This window comes from Bradyrhizobium sp. ORS 375 (assembly GCF_000239775.1).
Lineage (GTDB): Bacteria > Pseudomonadota > Alphaproteobacteria > Rhizobiales > Xanthobacteraceae > Bradyrhizobium.
Map to the genome: position 1 here is coordinate 1 of NZ_CAFI01000157.1, position 19606 is coordinate 19606.

The 19606-nt window shown below is 64.8% G+C and carries 15 protein-coding genes, 1 tRNA gene and 1 pseudogene; 4 read left to right on the forward strand and 13 right to left on the reverse strand.

What is annotated here, in order from left to right; all coding sequences use genetic code 11:
* The 3 genes and pseudogenes from BRAO375_RS38570 to BRAO375_RS13625 all read left to right on the forward strand — a co-directional run.
* Nucleotides 1–160 (forward strand): annotated as a pseudogene (locus BRAO375_RS38570) (TetR/AcrR family transcriptional regulator); the annotation flags it as partial.
* Nucleotides 161–286: 126 nt separating this feature from the next.
* Nucleotides 287–1300: a formamidase gene (locus tag BRAO375_RS13620; protein ID WP_009028055.1), complete on the forward strand. Its 1014-nt coding sequence runs from the start codon at nt 287–289 to the stop codon at nt 1298–1300.
* Between the two features lie 421 nt (nt 1301–1721).
* On the forward strand, nt 1722–2918 hold the full coding sequence (locus tag BRAO375_RS13625) for an acyl-CoA dehydrogenase family protein (protein WP_009028056.1): 1197 nt from the start codon (nt 1722–1724) through the stop codon (nt 2916–2918).
* Nucleotides 2919–3002: 84 nt separating this feature from the next.
* On the opposite strand, the gene BRAO375_RS13630 is transcribed toward BRAO375_RS13625, so the two are convergent.
* The 12 genes from BRAO375_RS13630 to BRAO375_RS13685 all read right to left on the reverse strand — a co-directional run bounded on the left by BRAO375_RS13630 (nt 3003) and on the right by BRAO375_RS13685 (nt 16849).
* Nucleotides 3003–3842: a DUF3037 domain-containing protein gene (locus BRAO375_RS13630; RefSeq protein WP_035640230.1), complete on the reverse strand. Its 840-nt coding sequence runs from the start codon at nt 3840–3842 to the stop codon at nt 3003–3005.
* Nucleotides 3839–4576 carry a HipA family kinase gene (locus BRAO375_RS38000; protein WP_175345322.1) on the reverse strand — a complete coding sequence of 246 codons (738 nt, stop codon included), beginning with the start codon at nt 4574–4576 and terminating at the stop codon, nt 3839–3841. The genes BRAO375_RS13630 and BRAO375_RS38000 overlap by 4 nt, the downstream gene beginning before the upstream one ends.
* Nucleotides 4577–4757: 181 nt before the next feature.
* Nucleotides 4758–4834 (reverse strand) — tRNA-Arg (locus BRAO375_RS13640).
* Nucleotides 4835–4951: 117 nt separating this feature from the next.
* A complete protein-coding gene (locus tag BRAO375_RS13645) occupies nt 4952–5356 on the reverse strand; it encodes a YccF domain-containing protein (RefSeq protein WP_035640232.1) in 405 nt (134 codons plus the stop codon).
* A gap of 256 nt (nt 5357–5612) precedes the next feature.
* On the reverse strand, nt 5613–8717 hold the full coding sequence (locus BRAO375_RS13650; RefSeq protein WP_052536086.1) for a bifunctional diguanylate cyclase/phosphodiesterase: 3105 nt from the start codon (nt 8715–8717) through the stop codon (nt 5613–5615).
* Between the two features lie 200 nt (nt 8718–8917).
* Entirely contained in the window at nt 8918–9988 is a 1071-nt protein-coding gene (locus tag BRAO375_RS13655) for a branched-chain amino acid ABC transporter permease (RefSeq protein WP_009028061.1), read from the reverse strand.
* Nucleotides 9985–10995 (reverse strand): branched-chain amino acid ABC transporter permease, encoded by a 1011-nt coding sequence (locus BRAO375_RS13660; protein WP_035640234.1) that lies wholly within the window; start codon nt 10993–10995, stop codon nt 9985–9987. Before BRAO375_RS13660 ends, BRAO375_RS13655 begins: the two co-directional genes overlap by 4 nt.
* Nucleotides 10992–11714 carry an ABC transporter ATP-binding protein gene (locus BRAO375_RS13665; protein ID WP_009028063.1) on the reverse strand — a complete coding sequence of 241 codons (723 nt, stop codon included), beginning with the start codon at nt 11712–11714 and terminating at the stop codon, nt 10992–10994. The genes BRAO375_RS13660 and BRAO375_RS13665 overlap by 4 nt, the downstream gene beginning before the upstream one ends.
* Nucleotides 11711–12475 carry an ABC transporter ATP-binding protein gene (locus BRAO375_RS13670; protein WP_009028064.1) on the reverse strand — a complete coding sequence of 255 codons (765 nt, stop codon included), beginning with the start codon at nt 12473–12475 and terminating at the stop codon, nt 11711–11713. The genes BRAO375_RS13665 and BRAO375_RS13670 overlap by 4 nt, the downstream gene beginning before the upstream one ends.
* A 78-nt stretch (nt 12476–12553) precedes the next feature.
* Nucleotides 12554–13762 (reverse strand): substrate-binding domain-containing protein, encoded by a 1209-nt coding sequence (locus tag BRAO375_RS13675; RefSeq protein ID WP_009028065.1) that lies wholly within the window; start codon nt 13760–13762, stop codon nt 12554–12556.
* A gap of 149 nt (nt 13763–13911) precedes the next feature.
* Nucleotides 13912–15690 (reverse strand): putative bifunctional diguanylate cyclase/phosphodiesterase, encoded by a 1779-nt coding sequence (locus BRAO375_RS13680; protein WP_009028066.1) that lies wholly within the window; start codon nt 15688–15690, stop codon nt 13912–13914.
* 190 nt (nt 15691–15880) lie between these two features.
* Nucleotides 15881–16849 carry a sensor histidine kinase gene (locus BRAO375_RS13685; protein ID WP_009028067.1) on the reverse strand — a complete coding sequence of 323 codons (969 nt, stop codon included), beginning with the start codon at nt 16847–16849 and terminating at the stop codon, nt 15881–15883.
* A gap of 175 nt (nt 16850–17024) precedes the next feature.
* Here BRAO375_RS13685 and BRAO375_RS13690 point away from each other — a divergent pair, with 175 nt between their 5' ends.
* Nucleotides 17025–17867, forward strand: a complete 843-nt coding sequence (locus BRAO375_RS13690) for an SDR family NAD(P)-dependent oxidoreductase (protein ID WP_009028068.1) — start codon at nt 17025–17027, stop codon at nt 17865–17867.
* Between the two features lie 170 nt (nt 17868–18037).
* On the opposite strand, the gene BRAO375_RS13695 is transcribed toward BRAO375_RS13690, so the two are convergent.
* Nucleotides 18038–19414, reverse strand: a complete 1377-nt coding sequence (locus tag BRAO375_RS13695) for a cytochrome P450 (RefSeq protein WP_035640236.1) — start codon at nt 19412–19414, stop codon at nt 18038–18040.
* Between the last annotated feature and the right edge of the window lie 192 nt (nt 19415–19606).

Consider the following 19606-nt stretch of genomic DNA (forward strand, 5'->3'; position numbering starts at 1 on the left):
CGGCGGCTGGACGGCGGCTCAGGCGGCCGACGCCGCCGAGGAGGTGGTGCTCGGCATTCAGGGGGCACTGGTGCTCGCGCGCGCGACCCATGACGCCGCGGTGTTCGGCCGCGCGCTGGCGCGGTTCGAGCAGCGTCTGCGGCAGCCGCCTGTGAGCTGACGGAACCGGACCTCGCTTCTGCCTGCGCAAGCGGCAGCGCGCGGGCTGAAATATCGGCGCGCGGCGGGCCTGAAATCGTGGTTGTCTGGCACAAAATTTCGGCAGCGATCATCAGGGAGGTCCGGCATGAACGGGTTAGGCGGTCTCAACAAATCCGACCAGGGCGTGGTCATCGGCCTGGTGCAGCTGCAGCTGCCGGTGGTCGTGACCAAGGACGATCTCGCCAGGCAGACCGAAAAGATCGTCTGGATGGTCGGCAAGGCCCGCCGCAATCTCGGCACCATGGATCTCGTGGTCTTCCCGGAATACTCGCTGCACGGGCTGTCGATGGACACCAATCCCGAGATCATGTGCCGGCTCGACGGGCCGGAGGTCGCAGCCTTCAAGCAGGCCTGCATCGACAACAAGATCTGGGGCTGCTTCTCGATCATGGAGTACAATCCCGACGGCAATCCCTACAATTCCGGCCTGATCATCGACGACCACGGTGACATCAAGCTCTACTACCGCAAGCTTCATCCGTGGATTCCGGTCGAGCCGTGGGAGCCCGGCGATCTCGGCATTCCCGTCATCGAGGGGCCGCGCGGCGCCAAGATCGCGCTGATCATCTGCCATGACGGCATGTTCCCGGAGATGGCGCGGGAGTGCGCCTACAAGGGCGCAGAGATCATGATCCGAACGGCCGGCTACACCGCGCCGATCCGCGACAGCTGGCGCTTCACCAACCAGGCCAACGCGTTCCAGAATCTGATGGTCACCGCCAATGTCTGCATGTGCGGCTCCGACGGCTCGTTCGATTCGATGGGCGAGGGCATGATCGTCAATTTCGACGGCAGCATCCTCGCCCACGGCACCACCGGCCGGCCCGACGAGATCATCACGGCGGAGGTGCGTCCGGATCTCGTGCGCGAGGCGCGCACCGGCTGGGGCGTCGAGAACAACATCTATCAGCTGTGGCATCGCGGCTATGTCGCGGTGAAGGGCGGCGCGATGGACTGTCCCTACACCTTCATGCACGACATGGTCGCCGGCACCTACCGGCTGCCCTGGGAAGACCAGGTCAAGATCACCGACGGCACCTCCTGCGGCTTCCCGACGCCGACGCGCGTGTTCGGGAAGATTGCCAAGGCGGCGGAGTAAGGGGCGGCACGGCGATCTCATAGAGCTTTGCTCCGCGCGGGGCCTCATGGCGAGACGCGCCGAAGGCGGCGCCCCTCGCCATAAGGATCAAGCGCCCATGACGGCGCTGCACACGGGACCATGAACACGCCAACCGGCGTTCATGAGAGGGGCCGACGCGAAGGATCACCCTACCCGCGGACATGAGCTCGCCTTCGAGCACAGACAGCGCATTCGTGCACAGCACCGGGGTCTCGCCGCCAATGCAGCCCTCGTCCTGAGGAGCCCGCCGAAGGCGGGCGTCTCGAAGGACGGTGGAGGGCACGATGCCTGCTGCGGCGCCCGACGCGATGACGTCGGCTGCGTCGGAGGACCTTCGGCTTGACAGGGCGATCGCCGGCCAATTATTTTATATTTAAAATAATTGGCGAGCAGGTCCATCATGAGTGCATCGGCGAAGGTGATCCCCCGCGACTGGCTCGACTGGCCGTTCTTCGAGCCGAAGCATCGCGCGCTGTGCGAAAAGCTCGACCGCTTCGTCGCCTCCGGCGTGCTCGATGATGTCGACCATGCCGATGTCGACAACGCCTGCCGCAAGGTCGTGCGCGCGCTCGGTGCCGCCGGGCTCTTGGACAGCGCCGTCGTGGCGCCCGACGCCGATGCCGCCGCGATCGATTCGCGCGCGATCTGCCTGTCGCGCGAAACGCTTGGCTATGCCGACGGCCTTGCCGACTTCGCCTTCGCCATGCAGGGCCTGGGCTCCGGCGCCATCGCGCTCGGCGGCTCGCCGGAGCTGCGCGCCAGCGTGCTGCCCAAGGTACGCGCCGGCGAATGGCTCGCCGCTTTCGCGCTGTCCGAGAAGGAGGCGGGCTCCGACGTCGCCGCCATGGCCTGCGCGGCGCGGCTGGACGGTGACACCTACGTGCTCGACGGCGAAAAGACCTGGATCTCCAATGGCGGCATCGCCGACGTCTACACGCTGTTCGCGCGCACCGGCGAGGCGCCGGGCGCGCGCGGCATCTCCGCCTTCGTCGTGTATCCCGATGATCCCGGCTTCTCGGTGGCCGAGCGCATCGAGGTGATCGCGCCGCATCCGTTGGCGACCCTGCGCCTCGCGAACTGCCGCATCCCGGCGAGCCGGCGGCTCGGCGCGCCCGGCGGCGGCTTCAAGCTGGCCATGCAGACGCTCGACATCTTCCGCGCTTCGGTGGCTGCCGCCGCACTCGGCTTCGGCCGCCGCGCGCTCGACGAGGCGCAGGCACATGCGCAGAGCCGGCAGATGTTCGGCGCCACGTTGGCCGATCTGCAGATGACGCAGGCCGCCCTCGGCGAGATGGCGACCGAGACCGACGCCGCCGCGCTCCTGACCTACCGCGCCGCCTGGCGCCGCGACGTCCAGAAGCTGCCGACCACCCGCGAGGCCGCCATGGCCAAGCTCGCCGCCACCGAGACGGCGCAACGCGTCATCGACCGCGCGCTGCAGATGTTCGGCGGCCGCGGCGTGCGCAGGGGCGAGATCGTCGAAAGCCTCTACCGCGAGATCCGCGCGCTCCGCATCTACGAAGGCGCGACGGAGGTGCAGAAGCTGATCGTCGCGCGGGAGTTTCTGAAGGCGCGCGCGGGCGTGGTGCGCGGGTGATCACCGCAGAATGCATTTTAGGAGCCGAGTGCTGAGTAGCTTGTCCTCTTTCGAATTGATCGGGAGCAAAGTGGCGCAGGCGCTCTATTTTTGCTCGTGCGAATGCACGCGGTCAGCCAGATCTTTGGCAAATGCTTCAACTTCTTCCTCCGGCACGATGGTTGGATGAAGAGGCGCATCAGCAATAAAGTCGAGAGCGCGCCGATAAGCAGATCGAAGAGTCGGCTCAGAGGGGCTTCCAACGATGAAATAGGGATGGAACTTTTCGAACGCCGACGAGAGACCAACCATGTGGCCTACCCAGCGAGCGGCCTTCTCCTGAATGCTATCTACGGTTGCGAGGTCAAACGATAAAGGTTGATAGCAATGCCATTGGCCATTCTTCCAAGCGTGTTCAAACTCGACCTCATCTTTCGACGAGACGATGGTCTTCTTCTCTAGAACGGAAGCGACCTTTAGTTCCATTAGTCGATCCCGCACGGGACGCCAGATATCCGCATCAGTTCTACGAGGAGCGGTCAGGTCCTCGTACTGAGTGACTAGGCGAATGAACAATTTCTCCAACGTTGTTTCGGGGCTTTCTGTGATCCCAGACCCCAAGTCGCTCCAAATCAAAGAGCCATCGTCTGGTCCGACGATTTTGGACGCGAACGAAGCTGCATCGCTTTCTAAAGAAAACAGGTTGCGGCTTTCCGTTTTTGCCAGCCGTTCAAATGCCTTTTCGATGCGAGTCAGGTCCTGTCGCAGAGTTGATCCGTCTACATCTGGAAAAACCTTCGATAGACGGCCGTAGTTCTTGCGGAAGCGTGCGCCAAGAAAGGTACTGTCGGGCGAATAGAGAATAACGCCAACGTTTAATTGCTCGCCCGCGATAGGATCGTGACGATATCGGAGGATGCTGTACGTATATCGGTGTCGCTTCATGACAGTATCCGCTCGAGTTCGGTTAAGCACGGATCGATTGTGTCGCGTACTCTTCTGATGTGCTCTAGCGCTTCTAGAAGGTACGGTCGAGTATCGTCCCATTCGGCCGGCAATATAGCGTCGTATTGCGCCAAGCGGGCGTCGGAGAGCGCGAGCCAGCTATCTTTGATCGGAGCGAGGCTTAATGTTTCCCTGCCGATCAACTGGCTCGCAAATATGTGCTCGCTAGGCGCTCCCGATGTGATCATTCCAGCCAGATTTCCTACGATCCAGGGCTGACATCGAGGAAACAACCGCAGCCGGTAGGAGAAGCTATTCTCGTGGTCTATTAGGCGCCACTCCTGATCTCGAACCAGGAGATTTGGATTGCCAGGCCTTCGATCGCTGTTTCCCGTGAAGCCGTCAAAAGCCATTATGGAAACGGCCAAAGCCTCTTGCGCTGACGATATCCGGTCGGTTGCGTTCCAGCCTCTCCACTGCTTGCCGGCATCAAGGCAGGCAAAAGCCAAGGAGCACGAGGTCGCCAGCCGGGCTCGAATTGCCGGAATGGGGATTGATGCGCAAAATTCTGCCGACAGCTCAACGAAGAAAGGCTCTTGCACTGGCAGTCCAAGGTCGGCCGCAAGCAGAGACCCGAGCATCTCGTTCATTAGAGCTTCGCTTCCCAACTCCATCCCTGTTGAGATTTTCATAACCGCCTCGTACTCGGCGCCGTCGTCCGTCAGTACTGTCACGCGGAGAGGCTCGGTACGACCGGGGGCGGCCTGACGAGAGAAGCCGATAGCGGTCCCGCGTCGAATCATCGATCGTCTCTCGCGCCCCGACTTTGAAATTAATCCGTGACTATATCTGGATGCCTACGCCGAACTGCGGTGGCGGTCCTGCGCAACAAAGAAAGCTAAGCCATTGATTTATTGGCGCACCCGACACGATTCGAACGTGTGACCTTTGCCTTCGGAGGGCAACGCTCTATCCAGCTGAGCTACGGGTGCGTGTGGACCTCGTTTAGCCGATTGGCTCGTGGTCGGCAACGGCCTTGACCGGTTGCCGGCGAGCGTCGTTCTGGAGGGCAGTGGGATGCTTGGCCCAATCCAGCGCGCCAGCCTGGCTCAGGCCGGCACGATGGTCTTGCCGATCGGCCACGCCGCCAGTCCGGCGAGCTTCAAATGGACCCAGGCGAACGGCAGGCCGATGAGGGATATGGCCAGAACCACCGCGGTGACGAGGTGGCCGAGCGCCAGCCACCAGCCGGCCAGCACGAACCAGATGATGTTGCCGAGCAGGCCGAGCGGCCCGGTGCCGACATCCTCCATGCCGGTGACCTCGTCGCGGCGGACGGCGCGGGAGCCGAACGGCAGCAGCGTATAGGCGGCGATGTTGAACGCGGCGCGCGCCCAGGGCAGGCCGACGATGGTGATCGCCATGACGACCGCCGCCACCAGCCAGCCGAACGCCATATAGGCGCCGCCGAGCACGATCCAGAGGACGTTGAGGAGCAAGGAGACGGGTTGCATGGGCCACCTGAGCGGGTTCCGACCACGCCTATATAGGTTGCCTTCGCTCAAGCCCAAGGCACCGGCGGGCGGCGTACCGCGTTGACGGAGGGCATTTTGGCGCATACCCGCCTGCTGTGACGTTCATCACGATCGGCGCATTGCATCGGATGTGTTTCGCACCGGCCGCGCGGTGGGGCGATCCGAACGGAGCGGAACGATGTGGCTTTCGGATCGAGCGGCCCGTGCGCGCATTCCGATCGCCGGCGGCGCTTTGTCAGCCGGCGGCCTGAAGATCCTCGGCGTCGACCGCCTCCGGCGCGAACAGCTTGCGTAACTCGGAGGCGGGCTTCGGCGCGCTGAACAGATAACCCTGCATCTCGGTGCAGCCGAGCTGGCGCAGCGCCGACTGCTGCGCGCCCGTCTCAACGCCCTCGGCGGTGGTGGTCATGTTGCTCGCGGCGGCAATGCTGACGACGGCCTGGACGATCGCCGACGAGCTGCCGATGTTGATATCGCTGACGAAGCAGCGGTCGATCTTGATCTTGTCGAACGGGAACCGCTTCAGATAGCTCAGCGAGGAATAGCCGGTGCCGAAATCATCGAGCGCGATGCGCACGCCCATGTCGTGCAATTGATGCAGCACGCTGAGCGCGACGTCGTCGTCGCTGATCAGCACGGCCTCGGTGATCTCGATCTCGAGCCGCTCCGGCGCGAGACCGGCGGCCGACAGCGCGGCTGCAATCCGCAGCGCCAAAGTCGGTGATTTCAGCTGCACCGGCGAGACGTTCACGGCGATGCGGATGTCGGCAGGCCAGCTTGCGGCCTCGGCGCAGGCCGTGCGCATCACCCAGTCGCCGATCTCGTTGATGAGCCCGGTGTCCTCCGCGAGCGGAATGAAATCGAGCGGCGGCACCATGCCGCGCTCCGGATGCCGCCAGCGCAGCAGCGCCTCGCAGCCGGTCATGACGTTCCGGCTGAAGCCGAGCAGCGGCTGATAGTGCAGCTCGAACTGGTCTTCCGCGATCGCGCGGCGCAGATCCTGCTGCAGCTGCAGCCTGGCGCGCGCGTTCTCGTCCATCGACGGCTCGAAGAAGCGGAAGGTGCGGCGCCCGCCGGCCTTGGCGGCGTACATCGCGAGATCCGCATTCTTGGTGAGCTGGTCGCACTCGACGCCGTCGCGCGGCGCCAGCGCGATGCCGATGCTCGCATCCGTCGACAGCTGGTGACCGAGGCAGCGATAAGGCTTGCGGATCGTGTCGAGGATTTCCGTGACCACCACGACGACCTCGTCCTGGTCCGCGGCGGTGGTCAGCACCACGGCGAACTCGTCGCCGCCAAGCCGCGCCACCATGTCCTCGGGGCCGACGCAGCTCTCGATCCGCCGCGCGATCGTCTTCAGCAGTTCGTCGCCGACATGGTGTCCGAGCGAATCATTGATGCCCTTGAATTCGTCCACGTCGATGTAGAGCAGGGCGAAGAAGGTGCCGTGGCGCGCGCGCTCGATCTCCTCGTCGATGCGCTCGCGGAACAGCACGCGGTTCGGCAGCTCCGTCAGCGCGTCGAAATGAGCGAGGTGGGCGATCTTCTCGTCGGCCAGCCGCCGCTCTGTGGTGTCCTCGATCACGTTGATCAGGTAGCGCGGTTGCTGCGCCTCGTCCTCGATGGTGATGCGTCGCGAGGTAATGTAGCGCAGTCCGAGACCCGGCGTCTGCCAGGGATGCTCGCCGAGCACCAGCCCGTCCGGCTGTTCGAGCGCGCGGTCGTCGTCAGCCGTGACCTTCTCCGCGGACGATCTGGCCATCAGGTCGAACACTGTCCTGCCGACGATGTCCTGGCGCGGCAGTCCGAAACCTTGCTCGGTGGAGCGGTTGACCAGCACATAGCGGCGATCACGCACATCCTTGACGATGATGTGCGAGGGGATGTGATCGATGATCTCGCTCAGGAAGGCATGGTTGCGGTCGCGCTCCTGCTCTAGCCTGCGCTGCTCGCTGATGTCCTCGATGGTCGTCACCCAGCCGCCGGACGCGAGCGGCTTGTCGATCACGTTGAAGAACCGGCCGGAGCTTCCCTCCGCGATCATCTGCGAGGTGCCGCCGGCCCTGGCTCTGTCGACGATGTCGGCGCACAGGCCGGCCGCGTCCCCGTTGAAGGCTCCGCGCTCCTTGCAGTGCGCGACGACCTCGCTCAGATGCAGGCCAGGCCTGATCACCTCGGGCGAGAGCCCGAGCAGGTCGATGAAGCGCTGATTGAACATCACGACGCAGGCGTGGGCATCGAACGAGATCAGGCCCTGCGTCATGTTGTCGAGCGCCGTCTCGACCCGCTGCTTTTCGTTCTCCAGCCGGCCTCTCGCGATCTGGTTCTGCCGTACGATCTGGCGGATCAGCAGGCTGAACATCACGGCGATCACGAACACGGCGAGCATCGCCGCCCCGACCAGCAGCACCATCTGCGATCGCCAATCGGCCAGCGCATCGTCGACCGTCTTGGTCGCGGTCATCGTGAGCGGGAAGCGGCCGACCCTGGCGGCCGCGACGATCTTATCGATGTCGTCGACCGGGCTCTTCATCACGTCGCTCCGAACGCTGCCGTCGGCGATCGTGTCGAACAAATCGCTCCTGATGATCCTGCGCCCCATCACCGATTCGACGCGCGGATAGCGCGCCAGCACGGTGCCGTCGGCGTGGAACAGGGTGATCGCGGCGTTGTTGCCCAGCGCGATCGATTGCATGAATGTCTCGTACGCGCGGGGGTCGACGCGACGGGTCAGCAGGCCCAGGAACTCGCCATTCGCGCCACTGAGGCGATGAGCGACGATCGTGGCCCAGCCGCTGGTGACCCGGCTCACGACCGGCGTGATGACGAAGGCATCCGGCTGCGCCGCCGTCTTGAGATCGTTGAAGTAGGACCGGTCGCTCACGTTGATGGCCGGCAGGGGATCGTTGGACGACCAGTTGACGAAGTTGCCCTCGGCGTCGATGACGGTGAGGTCGCCCATGTAGGACAGGCCATTGACCTGTGACTGCAGCATTTCGCGGATATCGGCCTGCGCCATCCGCGTCTGGAACGACTCGGGCGACGAGATCGCTCCGAGCTGCATGCGGCGGATGGCATGCGAAACGGCGGTCTCGGCATCCGCGAACTGCTGCGCGAAATGCCGCGTCATCAGCAGGACCGTGTTTTCGAGCTCGCGCTCATTGTTGCCGATCGTCCGCGCCCGGAATCCGCTGGCCATGACGATGGTGCCAAGGACGATCGCCGCGATCAGCAGCGCACCACAGGCGATCAGCCACGGTACCGGACCGCGCCAGACAGACGTGCCGATCCGTTCCCGCTCGGCGCCGCCGGTCACTGACGTGTCTGCTGTGCGTTGCATGCCCTGATCGACCTGCGAAATGACCTTTTCCAAGCAGATTTGATAGCAAGGCACTGGTACCGGAGCGGTTAGGAAACGCGGTTAGCCGTCGCTTAAGCGCGTCGTGCAACATCGCCGAAAACGCGAATTTCTCCATCGGAGTACCGCGCCGCCACGCTCGAGGCGGCAGCGCTGTGCAAATCTTTAATTGTATTGCAATCTCAGTGTTTGGCCGCCGGCTTGCCGCGGAGACGGCCGACGACGCCGGTCGGGAAGAAATACACGCTGGCGATGAACAACAGGCCGAGCCACAGCAGCCAGCGGTCGGGGTGCAGCAGGCCGGGCAGCAGCGGCAAGCCGGCCTCCGACGCGGCGGTCGACGCGATGCTCATCAGGGCCTGCAGATAGTTCTGCGCCAGGATGAAGATCGCAGCCCCGATGATCGCGCCATAGATCGTGCCCATGCCGCCGATCACGACCATCAGCAGGATGTCCAGCATGATCGAGAACGCCAGCGAGGTGTCGGGCCCGGCATAGCGCAGCCACAGCGCGTTCAGCATGCCGGCGCAAGCGGCGATCACGGCGGCGATGCAGTTGGCGTAGGTCAGATGGAATACCGTGCGATAGCCGAGCGCCTCGGCGCGGAAGCGGTTCTCGCGGATCGCCTGCAGCACGCGGCCGAACGGCGAGTTCACGACGCGCAGCAGCGCCAGGATCATCAGCGCGCAGGCCGACAGCACCAGGTAGTAGGTCAGGATCCGGCCGTTGATCGGGAAGCCGAACCACTCCTTGCCGATGAATACGGTGCCGGGGCGCAGCAGCTCCGGCAGCTGGAAGCTGCGGCCGTCCTCGCCGCCGGTCAACCATGACAGTTGCGACGCCAGCACGAGGAAGGCGGAGGCGACGGCGAGCGTGATCATCGCGAAGAAGATCGCCTCGACGCGCAGCGAGAACAGGCCGATCGCGAGCGCCAGCAGCAGGGCGAGCGGCAGACCGGCCGCGACGGCCACTGCCACCGAGGCCCAGTTGGGGCCGAGCCCGTAGAGCGAGATCGCGATCGCATAGGAGCCGATGCCGTAGAACATCGTGTGGGCAAACGACACCGAGCCGGTGTAGCCGAGCAGCAGATCGTAGGACGCGACCAGCGCGGCGAAGATGCAGATCTTGGCGGCGACGTTGAGCGCCTTGGCGCCCGGGAAGATGAACGGCGTCGCCAGCAGCGCCAGCACGATGACGACGAGCAGGATGGACAGCGTGCGGCTGCGCGGGGGATCGCCGGAGAGAATCATCATCGGCTGGTCACCGCATAGAGGCCGCGCGGCCGCCACATCAGCACGGCGACCATCAGCAGGATGTTGGAGACGAGGGCGAGCTTGGGCACCAGGAAGCCGCCGTAATTGGCGACCATCGCGACCAGGATCGCGCCGATGAAGCAGCCGGTGATCGAGCCGAGCCCGCCGATGATCACGACGATGAACACCAGCACGGTGAGCTCGTCGCCGATCGAGGCATGGACCTGCTCGCGATACAGGCCCCACATCACGCCGCCGAGGCCGGCGAGCGCCGAGCCGGTCATGAACACGCCGAGGAACAGCCGGCGGATCCGGTAGCCGAGCGCCTCGACCATCTCGCGGTTCTCGACGCCGGCGCGGATCAGGAGGCCGATCTTGGTCCGGTTCAGCACCAGCTCGATCGCGACGAAGATCACGAGGCCGATGAGCAATGCCAGCAGCCGATATTTGGAGATCGCGACGTCGCCGAGGATGAACGAGCCGCGCAAAGCTGCCGGCAGCGGCATCGGGATGATCTGCGGACCGAACAGCGCATACATCGTCTGCTCCGCGACGATGAGGCCGCCGGTGGTCATCAGGATCTGCTTGAGGTGCTGGCCATAGACCGGCAGCACCAGCACGCGCTCGACCACCAGGCCGAGCGCACCGGTGACGCCCATCGACAGCAGCGCGGCCGGAACGAGCACGGCGAGGTTGGTCAGCAGCGAATCGGCCTGCGCCCAGCTCGCGAGCGGCAGCAGCACCAGCGTCGCGACATAGGCGCCGATGGCGATGAAGGCGCCGTGGCCGAAATTGAGCACGTCCATCAGCCCAAACACCAGCGTCAGGCCGGAGGCCATGATGAAGATCATCATGCCCATTGCCAGGCTGGCGACGGTCAGCGTCACCCAGGAGCTCGCGGATCCGACGAGCGGGATCATCAGCAGTGCCAGCACCACCGGCAACAGCAGGGGCGCGATATCACGCCTCGGCTTGGGCAACGTATCGGTGGCTGCGATCTCGCTCATTGATGCGCCTCCAGGCTGAGGCCGAGCAGGCGCTCCTGCAGCGGCACGTCGGCGGCGAGAGCGGCCATGTCGCCGCGATGGACAATGGTGCCGTTGTCCATGACCAGCACCTGATCGCCGAGCTCGCGCGCGGCATGAAAATTCTGCTCGACCAGCAGGATGGTGGCGCCACGGCGCTTGATCTCCTTCAGGCATTCGATCAGCGACATCACGATTGCCGGCGCCAACCCCTTGGTCGGCTCGTCGATCAGGAGCAGCTTGCGCGGCTCGACGATCGCGCGCGCGATCGACAGCATCTGCTTCTGGCCACCGGACAGGCTGCCGGCGCGCGACAGCCAGAACTTCTTCAGAGCCGGGAAGAAGCCGAAGATCCAGGCGAGCTGGGCGTCGTCGAGCGGGCCGTTACGCGCCGCCAGCACGAGGTTCTCCTTGACGGTGAGGTCGGAGAACACCGCCATGCTCTCGGGCACGTAGCCGACGCCGCGCTGGGCAATGTCCGGCGTCGCGAGCTTTTCGATCGGCTCACCGGAAAGCGTGATGCTGCCGGTCTTCGCCTGCCACAGCCCCATGATCGTGCGCAGCGTCGTGGTCTTGCCAGCGCCGTTGCGGCCGAGCAGCATCGTGGTCTGGCCTTCGGGCACCTCGAAGTCGACGCCCTGCAGGATGTGATAGCGGCCGATATAGGTCTCGACACCCGACAGCTTCAGCAGCGCGCTCATGCCGCGCTCCGCGGGGTCACGCCGAGATAGGCTTCCTGGACGATCGGCGAGGCGATCACCTCGGCGGGCTTGCCGTCGGCGACCAACTGGCCATTATGCAGCACGATGATGCGGTCGGCGAGCGAGCGCACCACGTCCATCTTGTGCTCGACCAGCAGGATGATCTTGCTCTTGTCCTGCTTGAGCCGGGCGATCAAATCGAGCACGACCGGCACCTCGTCGATGCTCATGCCGGCAGTCGGCTCGTCGAACATGAAGACCTTCGGCTCCAGCGCCATCATCAGCGCGACCTCGAGCTTGCGCTGGTCGCCATGGGACAAGGTGGTCGCAGTGACGCTGCGGCGGCTGCCGAGCGCGACCTGGTCGAGGATCGCATCCGCGCGGGCGATCAGGTCGCGCCGCGCCATCCACGGACGAAGAAGATCGTAATGCGTGCCGCTCTGCGCCTGGACTGCGAGGCGGACATTCTCCTCGACGCTGAGATTGGGAAACAGATTGGTGAGCTGGAATGCGCGGCCAAGCCCCGCACGGGTACGCAGCGGCGCCGACAGGCTGGTGATGTCGCGACCATCGAACAGGATCGTGCCCGAGGAGGCGGACAGTTGCCCGGAGATCAGGTTGAAGTAGGTCGTCTTGCCGGCGCCGTTGGGGCCGACGATCGCGGTCAGCTCGCCCGGCCGGAAGCTGCAACTGACGCTGTCGACCGCGACATGGCCGCCGAAGCGGATCGTCAGGTCACGGGTTTCGAGGGTGAGGGACATGTCGTCAGCTGTGTGACTTCTAAGTATTGCTTCCAAAGTGCACGTGCCCGGCGCGAGGGCCGGGCACGGATTTCATTGTCAGCGCTTGTTGCGGATCGGGACCGTCATCTCGTCGATCTTGATCTCGCGGACCGGCTCGTTGACGGCCCAGGCGAGGTTCGGATCGACCTTGACGCGGAAGTGATACATGCTTTGCAGCGCCTGGTGATCCTCTTTCCGGAAGATCATCTTGCCCTTGGGCGTGTCGAACTCCATTCCCTCCATCGCCGCGATCAGCTTCTCAGTATCTGTCGACTTCGCCTTGGTCACGGCCGTGACGACAGCCATCGCCGCGGAGAAGCCGCCTGCGGTGAAGAAGTCCGGCGGCGCGTTGAACCGCTTCTGGTGCTCGGCGACCAGCCAGTCGTTCACCGGGTTCTTGGGAATGTCATAGTAATAGTAGGTGGCGCCCTCCATGCCCGGCAGCCGCTTGTAGGCGGCGAGCGCCGGCAGGATGTTGCCGCCGGTCGAGAGCTCGATGCCATAGCGCTTCGGATCCATGTCCTGCAGCTTGGTGAGCGGATCGCCCGCGCCGGCCCAGATCACCCAGATGATCTTCTTGCCCGGCTTGTCCTTCAGCGCATCGAACAGGCGCTGGCCGACGGCGGTGAAGTCGGTGGTGTTGGTCGGCACATATTCCTCGGCGCCGAGCGTCGCGCCGGTCTTGGCCAGGGCCTCCTTGAAGGCGGCGACGCCGTCGCGGCCGAAGGCGTAGTCCTGGGCCAGCGTGGCGACGGTCACGCCCGGCTTGCCGATCGCGACCGCATTGGAGATCGCATCCTGTGAGGAGTTGCGGCCGGTGCGGAAGATGTAGCGGTTCCACTTCTCGCCGGTGATCTGGTCGGCGACCGCCGGCTCGACGATCAGGATCTTCTTGTTCTCCTCGGCCACCGGCAGGTCGGCGAGCGCCGCGGCCGACGAGGTCGTGCCGATCGCGATGTCGGCGCCGTCATCCTGATAGGCTTCCGAAAGCGCGGCTTTGGACAGATCGGGCTTGCCCTGGTCGTCCTTGGTGATGATGACGATCTTGCGACCGTCGATCATGTTGGTGCCCTTGGTGGCGTATTCGAAGCCGAGGCGAAGGCCCGCTTCGGTCTGCTTGGCATAGGCCTCCAGCGGACCGGTCTTGCCGTAGATGAGAGCGATTTTCAGATCGTCGGCTTGGGCGGCGGTGGCCAGCAGGGCGACGGTCAGTGTTGAAACGAGACCTTTTAAAACAGAGCTTTTGAGTATTTGTGACGTTCTCACGAGCCTTCCTCCCAGCTACCGGCGGCTGTTGTCTGCAACTGATAGTGTGCAGGCTCGGGCCGGGTCAAGGCGCTTTCGAAGGCAGTCGGGAAGGCCTCATACTTTGTGCTGACGATGCGCCTCGTTGCTCGGGTGGGATTTGCGGGATCTCAGCGTCGATAGCGGCTGCTGCGCGCGTAGGACTGGCGGTTTTCCTGCACAGCGCGACTGGCGAGACTCATGCGCGCTTCGCTTGCAATCGGGGTCGCCGGTTTCAGCTCCTCCAGGAAGATCGGCCGCGAGAAGTAGTAGCCCTGGGCGTAACGGATCTTGGTTGCCGCCTGCAGGTAGGCGAGCTCCTCGAACGACTCGATGCCTTCGGCGATCACGGTCATGCCGAGCGCCTCGCTGAGCGATTCGATCGCGCGCAGGATGCCCTGGCTGCGCGGCCGCTTGTGGATGTCCGTGATGAAGGAGCGGTCGATCTTGATCTCGTCGGCGGTGATGTCGGCGAGCGCCGACAGCGACGAGTAGCCGATGCCGAAATCGTCGATCGAGATGCCGACGCCGATGCCGCGCAACAGCGGCACGATCTCGTCCTGGAAATGACTGCGGGTCACGAAGGCGTCCTCGGTGACTTCGACCATGAAGCGCTTCGGGAAGCCCGTCGCCTCGAGCGCCCGGGCGAACGGCTGCATGAACTCCGGGTTCGACGCCTGCTTGGCGGCGACGTTGATGCTGATCGTCGCCTCGTGGCCGAACGTCTCGTTGATCAGGTCGATCGATCTGACGATTTCGTCGAGCACGAGATGCGCGAGCTCGTCGATCAGGCCAAGCTCGACCGCGAGATTGATGAAGGCGCCCGGCGCCTGGATCACGCCCTCATTGTCGCGCAGCCGCACCAGCGCCTCGATGCCCTTGATCTCCTCGGTGCGGATGTCGACCTTGGCCTGGAACGCGCAGCAGAAGCGCTTCTCGAGAATGGCGAGCCGCAGCGACTGCTCGACCTTCATGCGCGCCAGCGCCTCGTGCTCCATCGCGCTCGAGAAGAACGCCAGCGTGCCCTTGCCGCTGTTCTTGACGCGGTACATCGCGAGATCGGCGTTCTGCCGCAGCACGTCGTAGCTCGCGCCATGCTCGGGAAACAGGCTGACGCCCACGGAGGCGGAGGCGAACACCTCGGCGCCGTCGATGAAGAACGGCGCGTTCAAACGGTCGAGCAGGGCCTGCAGGAACTCGGCGACCTCCTCGGCGCGCTCGATCGGGTGCAGCAGCAGCAGGAACTCGTCGCCGCTGATGCGCGACAGCAGATCGGACTCGCGCAGGTCGCGGCTGATGCGCCTGGCGAGCTCGACCAGCAGGGCGTCGCCGGTGGCGTGACCGTAATAGTCGTTGATGTATTTGAAGTTGTCGAGATCGAGGAAGGCGAGCGCGAAACGGCCGTCGATCCGGCCGCGGCGGACCAGATTGTCGGCGCGGTGCTCGACGACGCGGCGCATCGGCAGGCCGGTCAGCTCGTCATAATAGGCGGCGCGGAACAGCTGGTCCTCGAACTCCTTCTGCTCGGTGATGTCGGCGGAGCTCGAGATCAGGACGTTCTTATCGGCGATGCGGACCGGGCGGTGGGCGGTCAGCAGCGTCTGCGCGCCACGCTCACCGGCGATCTTCTCCTCGCCGATCACGGTGCGCCCCCGGCCGATGATCTCGCGGCATGCGCTCCGCCGGCCATCGAGATGCGGTGACGAGAGGCCGTCGGCGCTGTTGGCGGCGGCGCCGAGCTGGACGGCGGCAGTATCGTTAACGAGGAGAAAGCGGCCGTTCTCGTCCTGCACCGTGACGCCGGACGGCAGCTGGCTGAGGATGCTGCGCAGGAAGCGCAGCTCGGCCTCTGTCGCGTCCAGCCCGTCATTCGTGTCGGGTGAAAAGTTGAATCGGTCGCTGCTGTACATGCGCCGATTGTGCAAAGTTCCAGCTTCATTTTAGTTAAGCGCTACGTAGAAACACGGAGCGCGAAAGCCAAGTCGCGGAAGATGCGGAGCTTTGTGCCGCAGCGTCATTAACGGATCCTCAATTTGGCCGAGGACCCGGCCGCGCGCATTCTGCGAAAGTCGTAGGCAAGATTTGCCGCCTTTCCCCGCCTTAGCTCGGCGGCACGCGGCATTGCATCGTGCAGTGAATTCCGGACGGGAGAAATGTGGTCTCGGTCCTGCCGTCGAACGACGACAGGGCGGCCTTCAGCAGCTTGGTGCCGAAACCGGGCTTGCCGACCTGGCCGACCGGCGGCCCCTCGGCCTCGTCCCAGGTCAGCGTGAGCCTGTCGCCCTCGGTGGTCCAGGACACCTGCAGAAAGCCGCGCGGCGAGGCGAAGGCGCCGTATTTGCCCGCATTGGTGGCCAACTCGTGAAAGATCAGCGCCAGGCTGACCGCGAGCTTGGCGGGCAGGAACAGCGGCGCGCCGTTGAGCTCGAAGCGCACATGGCCGTACGGCCCGAGCTCCGACATCAGCAGGTCCTTCAGGTCGCAGCCCTGACCGTCGGCGCGCGCGATCAGGTCGTCGGCGGCGGCCAGCGCACGGATGCGCTGGTCGATGCGGGTCCAGACCTGCGGCTGATCGTACAGCACCTGATGCAGGACGGCGTGAATGGTGGAGGTCTTGTTCTTGAGCCGGTGATGCAACTCGTCGACCAGGAGCTTGCGGTACTGCTCCTCCTCGGTGAGCCGCCGCGCGATCTCGCGCTGCTTGGCGGCAAGGCCGCGATAGTGATTGACGCCCCAGATCACCAGGGCCGCCACGACGAGATACATCGTCATCAGCGCGAGCCGCGCGCCATCGACCGGGCCGTTGCCGAAGTCGAGCGCCAGCCCCAGCGCCGCACCAAGAATGGCGGTGGCCAAACCGACGCCGGAGCCGCCCATCGCGGTGGCGAAGAACACCGCGGGCATGTAGGGCGTGAAGAACACGTCCGGCCGCAGGTGGGCCATGCCGTAGCGAATTGCGGTGGCGATGAGCAGGCAGCCGGCTGCAAACAAGCAGCTCCACACCAGAGACGGCTGCTGCTCGCCGCGCCAGACCTGCTTGATGTCCTCGATGAGTCGCGTCATGGACATCCAAGAGCCTCAGGTGCGCAACCAAATTAAGGCCGGGGTGGCGGTAATTTGTCCGGTTGATGGAAGTTGCCGTGCTTGTGTTGCAATTCGGTGCACTCGATGATGGTTCCGCGGCGGAACTCTGCCCGCGCCTGGCGAACCAACAAACAGGACATGCAGAGGGGAGGATCGAGCAATGGGACGATTGGACGGCAAGGTGGCGGTGATCACGGGCGCCACCAGCGGCATCGGCTTGCGCACGGCGGAGATATTTGTCGCCGAGGGAGCGACAGTGATTGCAGCCGGCCGGCGATGCGCCGAGGGCGAGGCTCTGGCCGGGCGTCTCGGTGCGAGCTGCGTCTTCCGTCAGACGGATGTCACCGTCGACGCGCAGATGCGCGCGCTGATCGACCTCGCCCTCGAGCACTTCGGCCGCATCGATTGTCTGTTCAACAATGCCGGCGGTCCGGCGCAGACCGGCGGCATCGAAGGCCTCGATGCCGATCGTTTCGACCAGGCGATGGCGGTGCTGGTGCGCAGCGTGATGCTGGGCATGAAGTACGCCGCGCCTCACATGAAGAAGCAGGGCGCGGGCAGCATCATCAACAACGGCTCGATCGCGGGACGGCTCGCCGGCTACTCGACCTCGGTGGTGTACAGCACGGCGAAGGCCGCCGTGATCCATTTGACCAAATGCGTGGCGATGGAGCTCGGCGAGTCCGGCGTGCGCGTCAACTCGATCTCGCCCGGGCTGATTGCGACCGGTATCTTCGGCAAGGCGCTGGGGCTGTCGACCGAGGCGGCGGAGAAGACGCCGGAGACGATCCGCAATGCCTATGCCACCGCGCAGCCGATCCCGCGCGCCGGCCTGCCCGACGACATCGCGCATGCGGCGGTGTTTCTCGCCAGCGACGAGTCGAGCTTCATCAACGGCCATGACCTGGTCATCGACGGCGCCATCACCGGCGGCCGCAACTGGAGCCAGCAGCAGCAGGGCTACGCCGCCATGCGCAAGCTGCTCGGGGATGCGGTGGAGTAGGGGCCAGGGAAATATGTAGTTCGTCATGCCCGGGCTTGACCCGGCCATCCACCTCTCTCCTTCCGGGGAGTGCGGCCTGATGGATGGCCGGGTCAAGCCCGGCCAAGACGAGGAGGAGGGGCCCGCGACAAACTCAGATCCTCGAGCCCTTGCTGTCTCAAGCCCGCCAATCACACCGCCTTCAGCTGCACCTTCAGTCCGTCGCGCGGCTTCGGGATCGGCCAGACCTGCCATGCCGGCTGGTAGCCCGGCGTGAACGAGACCTCGATGTTGGACAGGAAGTGCCGCGCAAAGCACTTCGCCTGCATGTAGGCGAAGTGCAGGCCGAGGCACATGTGGGCGCCGCCGCCGAACGGCACCCAGGCGAAGCGGTGGCGGCCGCGCTGCGCCTCGTCGGTGAAGCGCATCGGATCGAAGCGCTCCGGCTCGGGCCAGATCTCCGGCATGTGGTGGGTGTACATCGGATTGACGCCGACGCCGGTGCCCGCCGGGATCGCAAATCCCTTGAAGGTGAAGTCGCGCACCGGACGGCGCGGCAGCGATGGCACCGGCGGCATCAGCCGCAAGGTCTCCTGGAACGCCATCTCCGTGAGCTTCATTTTCTCCAGATGCTCCGAGCTCATCGGCTCGTCGTTGGCGAGGCCGAGGCTGTCGACCTCCGCGCGCAGCCTCTGCTGCCATTCCGGATGCGCTGCGAGCTGGGCGACGAAGGATGTCAGCGACGAGGTCAGCGTGTCGTGCGCCGCCATCATCAGGAAGCTCATATGGTCGACGATGTCCTGCGTCGACAGCAGCGCGCCTTCGTCGTCGGTGGCGCGACACAGATGCGAGAACAGATCGTCGCCGTCGCCCTTGGCGCGGCGCAGCGGGATCTGCTCGGAGAAATAGGCGACGATGCGTTGCCGGCCCTTGACGCCGCGCGCCATCTGCGTGCCCGGCAGCGGCCTGCGGATCGGCGCGACCGCGGCGGCGACCATGTCGACGAAGGCGCGGTTGATGGCGTCGACCTCCGGGCCGATTGCGGTGCCGAGGAAGGACGTCGCGGCAAGATCGAGCGTGAGCTGCTTGATCGCCGGATAGAACAGCATCTCGCCCGGCCTCTCGCGCCACTGCGCGATGCGCGCGGCGATGCCGCGGTCGAGGCCTGCGAGATAGGACTTCATCGGTCCCGCCTTGAAGGCGACCGACAGCGCCTTGCGGTGCATGCGGTGCTCATCGAAATCGAGCAGCATCAGGCCGCGCGGAAACAGCAGATTGAGGATGTGGCCCCAGCCATGGGCCGACGAGAACAGCTTGGTCTGGTCGAACAGCACCAGTTCGTTGGCTTCCGGCCCGAGCAGCACGACATTGACCTCGCCGAACATGTGGCTGCGATAGACCGGACCATACTTCCTGGCATTGCGCTCGACGTGGCCCTTGGGGTCGGCGAGCACCTCGAAGGTCTTGCCGATGATCGGCCAGCCTTCGTCGCCGGGAATATGCGTCAGCGAGTTTCGCCGCGGCGATGTCAGGCGGAACGAGGGCGTGGCCACACTTTGCATGGACATGGGGGAGCTCCGGAGTCGGATCGGCAACTGGGCGCGGCGACGCGCCGGCGCATCATTCAAAGGCGGTTGCAGCCGTCATGCAATACGCTGCGTTATTTCGTCTCGGAGTGGTTGTGCTGCATTGCACGCGTTCGCGATCTCGCGACGCGGTCTCGCGCCCGAGGAATGGAATATTCCGCCCCCTTCCACACA

What these genes read in the sequence shown, in the direction of transcription:
- BRAO375_RS13630 (WP_035640230.1), bottom strand. Translation starts at nt 3,842, where the DNA reads ATGAAGCGACACCGATATACGTACAGCATCCTCCGATATCGTCACGAT.
- BRAO375_RS13645 (WP_035640232.1), bottom strand. Translation starts at nt 5,356, where the DNA reads ATGCAACCCGTCTCCTTGCTCCTCAACGTCCTCTGGATCGTGCTCGGC.
- BRAO375_RS13620 (WP_009028055.1), top strand. Translation starts at nt 287, where the DNA reads ATGAACGGGTTAGGCGGTCTCAACAAATCCGACCAGGGCGTGGTCATC.
- BRAO375_RS13690 (WP_009028068.1), top strand. Translation starts at nt 17,025, where the DNA reads ATGGGACGATTGGACGGCAAGGTGGCGGTGATCACGGGCGCCACCAGC.
- BRAO375_RS13660 (WP_035640234.1), bottom strand. Translation starts at nt 10,995, where the DNA reads ATGAGCGAGATCGCAGCCACCGATACGTTGCCCAAGCCGAGGCGTGAT.
- BRAO375_RS13685 (WP_009028067.1), bottom strand. Translation starts at nt 16,849, where the DNA reads ATGTCCATGACGCGACTCATCGAGGACATCAAGCAGGTCTGGCGCGGC.
- BRAO375_RS13670 (WP_009028064.1), bottom strand. Translation starts at nt 12,475, where the DNA reads ATGTCCCTCACCCTCGAAACCCGTGACCTGACGATCCGCTTCGGCGGC.
- BRAO375_RS13665 (WP_009028063.1), bottom strand. Translation starts at nt 11,714, where the DNA reads ATGAGCGCGCTGCTGAAGCTGTCGGGTGTCGAGACCTATATCGGCCGC.
- BRAO375_RS13625 (WP_009028056.1), top strand. Translation starts at nt 1,722, where the DNA reads ATGAGTGCATCGGCGAAGGTGATCCCCCGCGACTGGCTCGACTGGCCG.
- BRAO375_RS13695 (WP_035640236.1), bottom strand. Translation starts at nt 19,414, where the DNA reads ATGTCCATGCAAAGTGTGGCCACGCCCTCGTTCCGCCTGACATCGCCG.
- BRAO375_RS13680 (WP_009028066.1), bottom strand. Translation starts at nt 15,690, where the DNA reads ATGTACAGCAGCGACCGATTCAACTTTTCACCCGACACGAATGACGGG.
- BRAO375_RS13650 (WP_052536086.1), bottom strand. Translation starts at nt 8,717, where the DNA reads ATGCAACGCACAGCAGACACGTCAGTGACCGGCGGCGCCGAGCGGGAA.
- BRAO375_RS13655 (WP_009028061.1), bottom strand. Translation starts at nt 9,988, where the DNA reads ATGATGATTCTCTCCGGCGATCCCCCGCGCAGCCGCACGCTGTCCATC.